General features: G+C 42.0%; 14 protein-coding genes. 9 read left to right on the top strand and 5 right to left on the bottom strand.

The features are described 5' to 3' along the window. Nucleotides 1–86 precede the first annotated feature (86 nt). Nucleotides 87–419, bottom strand: a complete 333-nt coding sequence (locus ACUN27_RS18875) for a nuclear transport factor 2 family protein (protein ID WP_315950279.1) — start codon at nt 417–419, stop codon at nt 87–89. A gap of 174 nt (nt 420–593) precedes the next feature. Here ACUN27_RS18875 and ACUN27_RS18870 point away from each other — a divergent pair, with 174 nt between their 5' ends. The 9 genes from ACUN27_RS18870 (at nt 594) to ACUN27_RS18830 (ending at nt 10,214) form a co-directional block, all read left to right on the top strand. Beyond that, the gene (locus ACUN27_RS18870) at nt 594–1,067 is read left to right on the top strand and encodes an SRPBCC family protein (protein ID WP_315950280.1); all 474 of its coding nucleotides are present in this window, start codon (nt 594–596) and stop codon (nt 1,065–1,067) included. Between the two features lie 161 nt (nt 1,068–1,228). Further along, nucleotides 1,229–1,654, top strand: coding sequence for a MarR family winged helix-turn-helix transcriptional regulator (locus ACUN27_RS18865; RefSeq protein WP_315950281.1), 426 nt, complete (start codon nt 1,229–1,231; stop codon nt 1,652–1,654). A 72-nt stretch (nt 1,655–1,726) separates the two neighbouring features. Further along, nucleotides 1,727–2,071, top strand: a complete 345-nt coding sequence (locus ACUN27_RS18860; protein ID WP_445559406.1) for a DoxX family protein — start codon at nt 1,727–1,729, stop codon at nt 2,069–2,071. 114 nt (nt 2,072–2,185) lie between these two features. Then, nucleotides 2,186–3,151 carry a right-handed parallel beta-helix repeat-containing protein gene (locus ACUN27_RS18855; protein ID WP_445559405.1) on the top strand — a complete coding sequence of 322 codons (966 nt, stop codon included), beginning with the start codon at nt 2,186–2,188 and terminating at the stop codon, nt 3,149–3,151. Between the two features lie 189 nt (nt 3,152–3,340). Further along, the gene (locus ACUN27_RS18850; protein WP_445559404.1) at nt 3,341–4,885 is read left to right on the top strand and encodes a response regulator transcription factor; all 1,545 of its coding nucleotides are present in this window, start codon (nt 3,341–3,343) and stop codon (nt 4,883–4,885) included. Beyond that, nucleotides 4,882–6,609 (top strand): sensor histidine kinase, encoded by a 1,728-nt coding sequence (locus tag ACUN27_RS18845; RefSeq protein ID WP_445559403.1) that lies wholly within the window; start codon nt 4,882–4,884, stop codon nt 6,607–6,609. The genes ACUN27_RS18850 and ACUN27_RS18845 overlap by 4 nt, the downstream gene beginning before the upstream one ends. 110 nt (nt 6,610–6,719) lie before the next feature. Then, complete coding sequence (locus ACUN27_RS18840; RefSeq protein WP_315950286.1) at nt 6,720–7,679, top strand: ABC transporter permease; 960 nt, start codon at nt 6,720–6,722, stop codon at nt 7,677–7,679. 36 nt (nt 7,680–7,715) lie between these two features. Beyond that, nucleotides 7,716–8,603, top strand: a complete 888-nt coding sequence (locus tag ACUN27_RS18835; RefSeq protein ID WP_315950288.1) for a carbohydrate ABC transporter permease — start codon at nt 7,716–7,718, stop codon at nt 8,601–8,603. Nucleotides 8,604–8,621: 18 nt separating this feature from the next. Beyond that, nucleotides 8,622–10,214: a hypothetical protein gene (locus ACUN27_RS18830; protein WP_445559402.1), complete on the top strand. Its 1,593-nt coding sequence runs from the start codon at nt 8,622–8,624 to the stop codon at nt 10,212–10,214. A 67-nt stretch (nt 10,215–10,281) separates the two neighbouring features. On the opposite strand, the gene ACUN27_RS18825 is transcribed toward ACUN27_RS18830, so the two are convergent. The 4 genes from ACUN27_RS18825 to ACUN27_RS18810 form a co-directional block, all read right to left on the bottom strand. After that, nucleotides 10,282–10,710, bottom strand: a complete 429-nt coding sequence (locus ACUN27_RS18825) for an SRPBCC family protein (protein WP_315950291.1) — start codon at nt 10,708–10,710, stop codon at nt 10,282–10,284. Then, nucleotides 10,707–11,237, bottom strand: coding sequence for an SRPBCC family protein (locus ACUN27_RS18820; RefSeq protein WP_315950292.1), 531 nt, complete (start codon nt 11,235–11,237; stop codon nt 10,707–10,709). Before ACUN27_RS18820 ends, ACUN27_RS18825 begins: the two co-directional genes overlap by 4 nt. Next, on the bottom strand, nt 11,234–11,569 hold the full coding sequence (locus tag ACUN27_RS18815) for an ArsR/SmtB family transcription factor (protein WP_315950294.1): 336 nt from the start codon (nt 11,567–11,569) through the stop codon (nt 11,234–11,236). Before ACUN27_RS18815 ends, ACUN27_RS18820 begins: the two co-directional genes overlap by 4 nt. Nucleotides 11,570–11,698: 129 nt before the next feature. Further along, entirely contained in the window at nt 11,699–12,667 is a 969-nt protein-coding gene (locus ACUN27_RS18810; protein WP_445559401.1) for a DMT family transporter, read from the bottom strand. Nucleotides 12,668–12,683 lie beyond the last annotated feature (16 nt).

The following is a 12,683-nucleotide window of genomic DNA, read 5'->3' as shown; positions in this document are numbered from 1 at the left end:
CCTATACGTATTTTACCATTATTTTGTTTTCCACGCATCTTGAAAAGCAGGGCCTGCAGGTCCTGTGGAGATATCGGAACAGCAGCTTAATTCCTAAGAAACCAAACCTTAATAATCATATCATCCTTTATTTCGTACATAGCCACAGCTTCCAAAATGGCGCCTTCTAATCTACCGGTTATTTGCTCATGGTCGATGACATATTTGCCATGATGGATTCTTTTATCCACCGTTGCAAACATGTTGGGGAAGGTCTCAAACAATTTTTCATAACGCGCTCTCATAGCAACCTGACCTTCCATAGTAAGGGTGTCAGGAAAATCATAGATTTTCACATCTTCACTATAACAGCTCATAAACAAATCAATATTTTTATCGTTGTATGCCTGTAATTGTCTTTCTACAACCGAGTTTTCCATGTGCTTTCCTCCAAAAAAATAATATCGTGGCAGAAGTATAGTATAAACAAATTAGCCGCATTGTAGAAGAGTAACAACATACATATTCAATGGATGTCTTCACTGGTATTTGTTATGATTTAACTACTTAGTGAGTTAGATTACATCAAGCTGAATATTTGGGAGGATTGGGACATGAGCCACAACAATGAAACAAACATCGCCGCGGCGCAAGTAGGAGAATGCGAGATTGTGATCACCCGTGTATTTAATGCTCCGCGTGAACTAGTGTTTGATGCTTGGACGAACGAAGAGCAGTTGTCGAAATGGTGGGGGCCGAGAGGTTTTTCGTCTACTTTTCAGAAATTCGAAATGAGACCAGGAGGTACATGGGAGTTTATCATGCATGGTCCTGATGGCGTTAATTTTCCTAATACGAATGAGATCCTCGTAGTCGATAAACCAGAACGTATTGTGCTTAAACACGCTGTGTTTCCTCATTTTACCGCAACAGCCGTTTTTGAAGACTTGGATGGGAAGACCAAACTTACATATAGCTCGGTTTTTGAAGAAACAGTAGCTACCTTTGACAAGGTGAAGGTTTACGCCGCTCCAGGAGCTGAACAGACCATGGACCGCCTTGGGGAGCATTTGGCAAGTTTGATTTAACGTAAGGCAATATTAACCAGCGGCAGTAGGATAAAATTCAATTATGCCGCTGGATTCATCATAATTTTCTCTGCTCAACGGTCCATTTGACAAACAAACGTTTTTAAGTTATTTTATATGCTATAGCATATATTAATTTGATAAAGAAGGGAGCGCATAAGATGGAGCTGAGTAATCTCACTGGATTTCTTGTTCATCGAACTGATGTTAAGATGACTAATTTTTTCACAAAAATACTTAAACAATATGAAGTAACTCCGGAACAATGGGGAATCCTCCTTGTACTTGATACAGAAAGAGCGACGAGCCAGAAAGAGCTTGCTGAAGCCATCGATCGAGATCAAACTACCGTTGTGAGGATGATTTATTCACTGGAGAAGAAAGAAATCGTAAGAAGAATTCAGAATGAAGCGGATAAACGCTCCCACAACTTGTTCCTTAGCGATAAAGGAATGAGTCTCAAAACCAAGCTTATGCCGATTGTAAAGGCCGCTCACGATCATGTAACCAAATATCTGAGTGACGATGAAATTCAACAGTTGCATGAGATTCTAAGCAAACTATATGCAACCGTAAAAGATGAATGAGTGCCTTGGCAACTCAAATATATGCTATAGCATATAAATTTAATCATTTTAAAATGAAAGAGTGTGAAAACAATGATAATAGCTAATATTTTACAAGTTATTTTGGGTATTTTCTTCATGATAACAGGAACGAGAATCATCTCAGGTAAAATGGCAAAGGAATTCAGCCGATTTGGCCTGCCTTCCATTTTTAATTTCTTAACAGGTTTCTTTGAAATCATAGGCTCAATTGGTATGATCGTAGGGATATGGTATCCCCTCGTTGCCCTGTTAGCCGGTTTGCTTCTAGGAGCGACAATGCTGGCCGCAGCCTTTACTCTGCTTGTGATTGCACGCGATCCATTTACCAAATCGTTCCCTGTCATAATCCTATGTCTGCTGTCATTTGGAATTGCTTTATATCATTTAAACCTCTGAAAGTGAAGCTGTATAAAAATACTAAAATGACTGGTCAATTGTTCCTTTCTAATCAACATCGTTTTGAATTTACTATAGAACAGATAGTGAATTCTTATCGATTGAGGTGATAGAATGGCGATCATTGAGGTATTTCCCAACAGTCCGACGGCCATTCAAGATGCGGTTACGATGTCGAATGAAGGTGACGTCATATTGGTACATAGAGGCGTGTACCATGAAAGTGTACAGGTATCAAGTGTTAAAAACAACATTCGCATCATATCGAAGCATAAACATGCTGCGATTTTAGATGGAAGGTGCATGGAGCTTGAAGCATTTGAGTTAAATGGAGTAGCCGGTGTCGAAATCTACGGTTTTAAAATTAAAAACTATTTTTCACGCGGCATTCAGCTTATTAACGCAAAATCGAACCATATTCTTAGTAATAAAATTTACCATATAACTGGTGGCGTTGATCCGATTGGTATTTTTGTGAATAATTCCGTGGGCAATCTATTCATGAAGAATGTAGTCGAGCGAATTGGAATCGCAGAATCAGGATCGGGGATTTATCTTCAAACGGTCACAGGCAACTGGGTGATTAAAAATAAGCTGAAACACAATTCAGCTCAAGGCATCGAGGTCCTTGATGGTAGTCATAATGCGATTATTGGTAATCAGATCTCCCATAATAAAGGCGACGGGATTCTGGTGAATCGGGTAGATAACAACCTTATTTATGATAATAAGATAACTGACAATGGGAATAACGGGGTGAATGCGCAGAGCATGAATACAATGGTCTTGGATAGTAAAATAAAAGGGAATCGCGAAAACGGCTTATTCATCGCTTTGAATTATAACTTTGCCGGGTTCAATGAGATCAAAGATAATAAGCAAAGCGGAATTCAAGTTTCATCTGATTTTAATGATATTCAGAATAATAAGATTGAAAAAAATGAAGATAACGGCGTTTTTATACACCATCCACAAACTGCAAATTTTGTATTCGAAAATCAATTTAAGCGCAATAACCCACATAACATTAAAGATCAAGGAGAAAACAATACGATTATCCAGAACACGATCAAGGAATAAGTATTCTCTCGGATCATGGATCATGGAGCAAGTAGGTTGGCGCAGAGTTACACGCGGCAGCCTGTTTCGTATGTTATGAATCATAAAAAAACACAAACGCATAAAAGTTATCACATGGCGTGTATGTCTCAATCCATGTATCATCTAAGTAACCGTTAATGGGTAAATCTGGATGCGGAAGGTGGTTGGATGTACAAAGCATTGGTTGTTGACGACGAAAAAATTGAACGCGAAGGCATTAAGTTTTTAATAGAAACGTTAGGACTGTCTTTACAAACTGCCGAAGCGGAAAATGGTGTCAAAGCATGGGAGTACTTGCAAGCCAACGAAGTGGACATCCTGTTCACAGATATCCGCATGCCTTTTATGGATGGTCTGGCGCTTGCAACTAAGGCCAAGAAACTAAATCCCAAACTTAAAGTTATTATTGTAAGCGCATTCGGGGATTTCGAGTATGCCAAACAAGCTATTCAAATTCATGTTGTTCACTATTTGCTCAAGCCCGTTGAGGTATCTGAGTTTCTGGAGGTTGTGACGCAGGTTGTCCACTTATGTGATGAAGATCGGGAGCAAAGGGAAAGAACGCTTAAGCTTCAGCAGGTGTACGAAATAGGAAGCCGTTACGTACAGGAGCAAACGCTGCTTAACTTATTGCAAGGTAGCGCGTCTACGCGCAATGGGATAGCGGGTGAGAGTGTATTCGATTGGCTAGATGAAAATACAAGATATCGTATGGTTCTATTGGATATGCAAAGGAAGTTTTTTGATTCTGTTGATCATGGATTCGAATCCGAAGTGAAATCAAAGCTTCCTTGGGAATGTTTGTATGTAAATCTGAATGAATATCAGAGTTTGCTGTTCTTACATATTGAAGATAGTTGGGATAATAACACGAGCTTAGAGCCGTATGGCCAACAACTGCAAGAGTTCCTGCTTGCAAAGTATTCTGCTGATCATGTGCTTATCTTCAGTAAAGTACTTAACGGCTTCCAGTTGCTTTCAGCCGAATTTCAGGAGATGGAAAAAGTGTTGGAACACAAGTTTTTCCTGCCTGCAACAGCCATGATGTTTACCGAACAAACCTGCGCTCAACGGCAGGAGGAACCTGCGGATATTGACGGTTTACTCGAAAAGATCTCAACTTACATCAACTATGGCGAATCTCATTTGATTCGAACTGGAATCGAACGAATGTTCGAGTCTCTTCGAAATAGCAATAGACTTTCCACCATTTATGTGAAATACATTTGCACGGAAATTGCAAAGAAATATGTCCAAACGTATAAACGTGAACACCATGCTTGCTTTCAAAGGTTTGTCGAGCAAATCTATACGACACAAAACCTGGTCCAACTGAAAGATTTGATGATCGAACTGATTGAAAAGCGGGAGAAAACGTCTACGGAGTCCCCCAGAAAGGTGATCGGAGAGGTGCTAAAGCTCATTCACCGCGATTATGGGCAGGATATCGGCTTGGATTCTTTGGCGGAGAAGGCTTATTTATCCCCGAGTTATTTAAGCCACCTGTTCAAGAAAGAAACCGGAGCCAGTCTTGTGAAATATATAACCTGCTACAGGTTGGACAAAGCGGGTGAATTGCTTCGGAGTACCACTAAGAAAATTTCCGATATCTCGCAGGAGGTAGGCTATACAAACTTCGCTTATTTCTGTTCCATATTCAAAAATTATTACGGGAAAACTCCGGCCAAGTACCGGGAAGGGGACTCCGCATGAGTCACTGGCTGGACGTGTTTAAGAATATGCGCTTCAAACAAAAGCTGATCCTGTCGTACCTGGTTGTTAGCTTAATTCCTCTAGCACTGCTAGGCGCTTATTCGTACAATCAATCCAAGCTATTTCTCCAGAAACAAGCGATCCAAGGCTTGCAGAATACGGTTGGTACGTTAGCTAGAGGGATGAACGATAAGACGGAACAGGTTGAGCGGACAGTGGATTCCGTCGTCATGAATACAGGTCTGCAGCGTATTTTTGCTACGAACTATACAAGCCTTACAACTCTTTCCGAGGATCTAAGAAACTATGTGAGCCCCTATTTTAGCATGATCAGAAATTTGAATACGGACATCCTGCAGCTCACCGTCTATACATCTGGCAAAATGCCCGAATATGGTGAGTTTATTCTTTCGTTGGACCGGATTAAGGAGGTAAGTCCGTGGTATAAGGACATAGCCGAACAAAAGAAAACAGGTTGGTATCTTGAAGGATCTGAACTGGCCGTATTCAGACCGTTCCCAACGATTCTGTACAATCAGATGACCGGAATCCTGTATATGAAGCTGAATAAGGAGCGCTTTTTTGATTCGCTTACTACGATGACAACGGCACAGTCCGCACACGATGGACTATTTATCTCTGACATAAATAATCATATTGTCTATTCCAACAACGATGAAGCTGTGGAGATCCAACAACAAATGCTGAAGGTTCCAGTAAACGCCAAGGATATGGTAGAAATCGATGGCCTTCGTTATATCCTGATTCAGGAGCCTCTTCGCCAAGCCAATTGGACGCTTCATTATTACATACCGGAACAGGACATAGCCATGGATGCGACCAGCATTGTCAAAGCAACGATTACACTCATTATGACGTGTATGATCATATTGGTTGCCCTTATATCCATATTTTCTCATACCATGATCAAGCGTATTTATCACTTAAATAAATGGATGAAGCAAGTGCAATTCGGAAATTTGCAAATGGATATTCGAAGCGACAGTAGGGATGAAATAGGGGAATTAACGAATCGTTTCGGTATCATGCTGCGCCGGATCAATGAGCTGGTGACAGAAGTTTACCAGAACAAACTTATTCAGAAAGAAGCGGAGTTTAAAGCCCTCCAGGCCCAAATAAATCCCCATTTTTTATATAACACGTTGTCCGTCATTAACTGGAAATCATTGAAGATCGGGGCTACGGATATAAGCCATGTTGTCACGATGTTATCCCGCTTCTATCGGACTGCTTTAAACCGTGGTGAAAGTATGACCTCTGTGAAGGATGAACTGCAGAACACTCAGTCGTTTGTGGAAATTCAGCTAGTGATGCACGATTACAGCTTCGAAGTCAGCTACCAAATTGAAGAAGATGTCTATCAGTACGATACGGTGAATCTATCCATTCAGCCGCTTGTCGAGAATGCAATCGTGCATGGGATCGACCAAAAGGAAGAAGGCGGAGGCAAGCTGATAATTAAGGCTCTTGCTAACCAGGACACGATTGACATTCATGTAACGGACAACGGGCCTGGTATTGATAAACAACGACTTGGTGAGATTCTGATTAAACAGTCCAAGGGATATGGATTAAAAAATGTGAACGAGCGCATTAAACTCGTGTTCGGGAAAGAATACGGCATTGAAGTGATCAGTGAAATTGGGCAAGGAACGACGATGATCATGACGATTCCGAAATATAAAAACACGAAATCACAATAAATCAATAATTTTCTAAAAAATGAGATAAATCAATGAAATCATCGCTGTGCTATATTAAATAACAAGTGAATGCGCATTCATTTCAAATTGATGGGAAAGGAGAGGGTTTTTTGCAGGAATCCATTGCGGCAAACCCAAGAGTTGAAACCGTTTCCAGAGCGAAAAGCGAATTCAGACGAAAATTGAAAAGCTATCGCGTTCTTTACTTTATGCTGCTTCCAGGTTTGCTATATTTTCTTATTTTCCACTACATCCCGATCTATGGCGTTGTGCTGGCTTTTAAAAACTTCAAAATTATGCAGGGCATTATGGCGAGCCCATGGGTGGGGTTTGATCATTTTGAAAAAGTTTTTGCAGATCCGAATTTTTATCGCGTCCTCAATAATACCCTGATCATCAGTTTGTATAAAATCGTATTTGCTTTCCCAATTCCGATTATTTTCGCCCTCTTATTAAGTGAAATCACGAGAGAACGGTTTAAAAAACTCGTTCAGACGATTTCCTATTTACCTCATTTCATGTCTTGGGTCATTTTGGCAGGGATATTCATTAGCATCTTCTCGCTGAACGGTCCTGTCAATGCGATTGTCAAACTATTCGGTGGCGATCCGGTTTTATTCATGGCAGACGATCGTTACTTCCGTACTATCCTGGTCCTAACGGACATTTACCAAGGATTCGGTTGGGGTTCCATTGTTTATTTTGCAGCGATAGCCGGGATCGACCCACAGCTTCAGGAAGCAGCCATTATGGATGGTGCCAGCCGTTTCAAAAGAATCATTTACATTACGCTTCCTATGCTATTACCCGTTATCTCCATTATGCTTATCCTTCGTATGGCTCATGTGCTTGATGCCGGCTTTGACCAAATTTTCAATATGTATAACCCCAAAGTGTACGGAGTTTCAGACATTCTCGATACTTTCGTATATAGAAAGGGTTTACTGGAAACGAACTATAGCTATGCGACAGCGGTTGGGCTCTTTAAATCCGTCGTGGCCCTTGTGCTAATCGTGCTTGTCAATAAAGCCGTTCACATGATGGGAGGAAAGGACCATACCCTTTGGTAAGGCTGTAAGGATTAAGGGGATGGAGGAAAACTGCCTATGAATAATACGAAAAAAACAACCGCAGAGACAATCGGCGAATTCTCGCTCTACCTGGTTATGATTGTGATTACGATAATCACCTTGTATCCTTTTTGGAATCAAGTGGTGACTTCGATCAGTTCCGAAAACACTCTATATACGACAGGGATGCTGCTTTTTCCGAGCAAGCTTTCCTTTGAAAGCTACCACGTTATTTTTCAATACAAAGCGATCTGGAACGGTTATGGCAACACGATTCTGCGTACAGTTCTGGCCGTAAGTCTAAGTCTAACCTTTACCGCGTTGTTCGCTTATCCATTATCCAAAAAGGATTTGCCTTTTAACCGAACCGTCACATCGCTCGTACTATTCACCATGCTGTTCAGTGGAGGTTTAATTCCCAATTATTTGCTGATTAAAAAGCTTGGCATTTATAACTCCATCTGGGCTCTTGTGTTGCCGAGTATGATTAGTGCGTTCAATGCGTTAATTATGAGGAATTTCTTCCGATCGATTCCGGACAGCTTGGAAGAGTCTGCGCGTGTGGACGGAGCGGGATACTTCTTTATTTTTCGTAAAATCATTGTGCCTTTATCCAAACCGGTTCTGGCTACTGTTGCTTTGTGGATCGCGGTTCAGCATTGGAATGCTTGGTTTGACGCTTTAATTTACATAACCGACCCGAAGAAGCAGGTGCTGCAGGTCGTCCTCAGAAAAATCATCGTGGATAACAATATGGATCAATTAAACGCAATGCTCTATCAATTTGATCAGAAGGATATGTTCTCTACTCGTCAGTTGCAAGCTACCGTCATTATGTTTTCTGTCATTCCTATGTTAGTGATTTACCCTTTCGTGCAAAAGTATTTTGTAAAAGGGATCATGATCGGTGCCGTGAAAGGATAAACAATGAGAATAGAAAGGGTGATCAGATTGAAAAAGGTTATTCCAGTGACATTAAGCTTTGCCTTGTTTGGGGGCGTACTGGCTGGTTGTTCAACGGGAAATGATGTAAAAGGGGAGCAAACCGCTGCACCACAGGTCCAGAAAAAAATGAAGTTAAGCTATCTGAATCAGAATTTCGATAAAACCGTCAAAGATTCTTATGCGATTAAGTATGTCGAGAACAAGTTCAATGTTGATATTGAACAACTCCCACGTTCGAAAGACAACTATAAAGACGAGCTTCTGCTGAAAGTGGCTTCTGGAGAAATCCCGGATGTTTGGGTGGATCTAGGTTTTCCTGAATATGAGAAACTGGTGAATCAGGGAGCTGTTGCCGAAATTCCGCAGGAGATGATTGAGAAGAATGCCCCGCATTATTGGGCTTGGTTGAAGAAGCATCTAGGTGATGATCCGTTGAAGTTATATAAGAGAGACGGTAAAAATTATTCCATGCCGATCATCCAGACGTTGGGGCCGGATCGTACGGTCGTTGGTTTGCGTAAGGATTGGCTAGATCAAGTGGGTATCACGAAAAACCCTGAAACGCTGGAAGAGTTTGAAGATGCTTTGCGCAAATTCCGCAATAATGATCCTGATAAAAACGGCAAAAAAGATACCTACGGTTGGACGGGACAAGCTGTAGGCGTGAAAGATATCTTCAGCCCGGTATTCGGTGCTTTCGGTGTATATCCAGGTACATTTACCGATAAGGACGGAAAAATCGTTCGGGGAGAGATTGAGCCGGGAGCGAAACAAGCGCTTACGCTGCTTAATAAATGGTACAAGGAAGAGCTGCTCGATCCAGAATTTGTGCTAAACAAAGGACAGAATGTGGACGATAAGATCATCTCCAGCAAAGCCGGAATTGTAACCGCTTCCTGGTACCAATTTATTACGAAAGCCGCTTTTTTTGATGGAAAATATTACGATAAACTTCGTGTCAATGTACCGAATGCCAATTGGGTGTTAACCGCTGGCCCCAAAGGTCCTGACGGACAACAGGGCACCGTCCAGTTAAACCCAATCGCAAGTTCAGGCGGCCAATTCGGCAAGCATATGGAAAATGACAAGGAGAAAATGGCCAAATATTTGCAGGTTGCAGATGCGACGGCTTTTGATGCGGAGACTTTTGAGAATATAGTGTATGGGGAAAAAGGAAAAACCTATAAGAAGGGAGAGAAAGGAGATTACAGTTATCTCCCTCCTTACGATAAAGAAGAAGAGCAGATCAAGTTCGGTATTGGTCAGCAGTATACGTTCCTAGGCAAATCATTTAACGATTATGACTTCCAAACTCCGTATATGACCCTTAATGAGTTGATGTCTTTACGCAAGGCTTCCGAACATATTGGCAAAGGAAAATACGATATCATGCAGCCGATTGCGATTCCAGCGTATAACGAAAACATCGATGCGCTTGACCAATTGACGCTGAAAACTTATATCGATATCATTACCGGACAGCGTCCTGTAAGCGATTTCGATAAGTATGTGGAAGAATGGAAAAAAGCCGGCGGTTCCAAGGTAATGGCCGAAGCCCAGAAGAAATATGAAGAGAATTTCAAAAAGTGAAAAGAAAAAGGAAAGCAGGAGGCATCCAGACATGTGCCGCGTGCTTTCCTTTTTAAATTTGAATCGGCTAATGAACTAACGCTGCACGTAAGGTCGAGATGCCGTGTTCCAGATAACCCTTAAGGCATGTCAAGGTATATACCCAACCTTCTTTGTTGCCTACAAGTAACGGAATTGACTCCTTGTCATCTGCAAAACCGTCCTCGTTCACTTCGACAATCGTGTTCATTTCGTCCTTTGGCGTGAAGGTTATGGTGACGAGGTGTACATGGCCGTAATCCCATTCGAAGGCAATTTTCTCGTCTTGCACGATTTCTTTAACTCTAATCTCGCCATCCGCATTATATTCATCATAGCGCAGCTTGATTGTTTTGCCGGATTCCCATCTCTCAGAACTGGAAGAGAACCAAAAGTTTCCGATCTTCTCAGGATCGACGAATGCTTCGAATACTTCATTAGCCGGTTTGGCAATGATCATTTTTGTTACATTGTTCATCGGTCACCCTCGCTTTCAAACAATTTTTTGTACTCGTCATGCAGCTCTTGCCATCCATAAAGAACAGCGTTGCTTCCAGCCATTGATGGCATCTGTTTGCCCTCGAGTATACCGGTTAGGCCTTTTAAACATAAAGTCCAACCCGCTGCAAGGGAAGGTGCCATTTGATAATCTGTGAAGCGATGACGGAGAATAAGAATGGTGTTGTTATCACTCACACTCAATTCCCAACGTAAAATGTCATTGCCCCACTTGAAAATAAGCAGGTGAGGGGCTTCCACCGTAAGCACTTCGCCTTGCCGTTTGACGTTTTCCTCAGCATGGTTCACATGGGAGAGTGCGACCGGTCCAGTCGATACAAGATCTCGATCTGTGGCAAAAGGGCCCCAAGCGGGTAGTTGATCCGATTCCGTCAGAGCAGCCCACACATCTTCAATCGGATGCTTAAGCGTTCGTTCAAGAATTAACACCCATTCTTCATCCGAATGGTTAAGGATGGGCATAACTTCTTCGTCGAGTGGTTTCATTGCAGGTTCTCCTTTTTAATCCGTTTTTGCCGATCAAGATGTTCTTCCAGCTTATCGACGTGTTGATTCCATTTGGCGCGATACGTACTTAACCAATCATCCACACCGGCTAGAGGACTTGCATCCAAAGAATAAATACGCCGCTGCGCATCTGCTTGGACACGTACGAGGCCGCACTCACGCAATAATCGTAAGTGGCTGGAAATAAGCGGCTGAGATAAACCCAACTCTTCGGTTAAATCTTTGACCGTTGAATCCGAACGCAGCAAACAGTCCAGGATTCGCCGCCGAGAAGGCTCGGCAATTATAGCATAAATATCGTGCAGGATCATCACCTCTTGTCTGTCTGATTAAAGTATAAATGTTTATTTATATAAATACAAGTGCATATAAGATGTGATAGGAAAATGAACAATTAAAAAAGACACCGAGAAGGTGTCTTTTTTAATTTTACGGACTGATTAACGGAAATCACTAGTGCGCGAGGACTGGGTGGAGCTTACTAGTTTGCCTCGCCATGACCCTGCATTCGTACCAAGCACTCCCGCGATAATAACAATTGCACCGATAATATGGTAGTAAGCAAGCTGTTCATTTAAGAAAACGAATCCCCCAACAATTGAAACCAAGGTAGCAAGATGATTGAACACACTTACCTTCGATGCCTCCAATTTGGATAAGGCGAAGTTGCTGAGCAAGCTGGAAACGAGCGAAGAGAGAACGCCCAAATAGAGAATAGACACTAAGAACACAGGGCTTGCAAATGGCTCAAAATAAAGCGATAGCGTTCCTGATGCCAAGTGCTGACTAACCGCCATGAGGTTGAAAACAAGGAAACCAATCATCGTCATCACATAGGTCATGGTGAACACCTTCAATCGCAAAGTCAGCTTCCTTGCAAGCACACTGTAACCCGCTAAAGAAAGGGCTGACAAAAGAATGAGCAGCGTACCTTTCATATTCGTCAAATCAATTGTCGTGCCTTTCATGACAAAGATGAAGATAACACCAGCAACAGAAAGTAACGTTGAAAGCTGTTGCAACCTTGTTGCACGTTCCTTCAGGAAATAAGCTGCTGCAATCATCGTGAAGATCGGCACGGTCGCGTGAATAATGCCTGCTTCTGCAGAAGTTGTGAACTGTAAGCCAAACGCTTGAAAAGCAAAGAACAGCGACGGATATAAGACAGCAAGTGGAAGAATAGCCAGCACATCCCGCAGTTGTATTTGCAGCTTCACCCATCCTAATAGAACAGGAATGGTGGCGGCGAGAAGAGAGATCGTAAAACGGTGAGCAAGGCTATCCAGCGGAGAAGCAACCGTTAAAGCTAATTTTCCAAACAGAAAAGAGAGTCCTACAATGGTGGAATAAATAACAATGGCTGAGTAGGCGAAGCGTTTTGTTTTGGTGTCGATTTGAGCAGTTGTCATGACGTTCCTCCTAGTA

The sequence above is a fragment of the Paenibacillus sp. WC2504 genome, from assembly GCF_052682475.1.
Note: the sequence above shows the minus strand (reverse complement) of the source record. Positions and strands in the feature narration are given on the sequence as shown.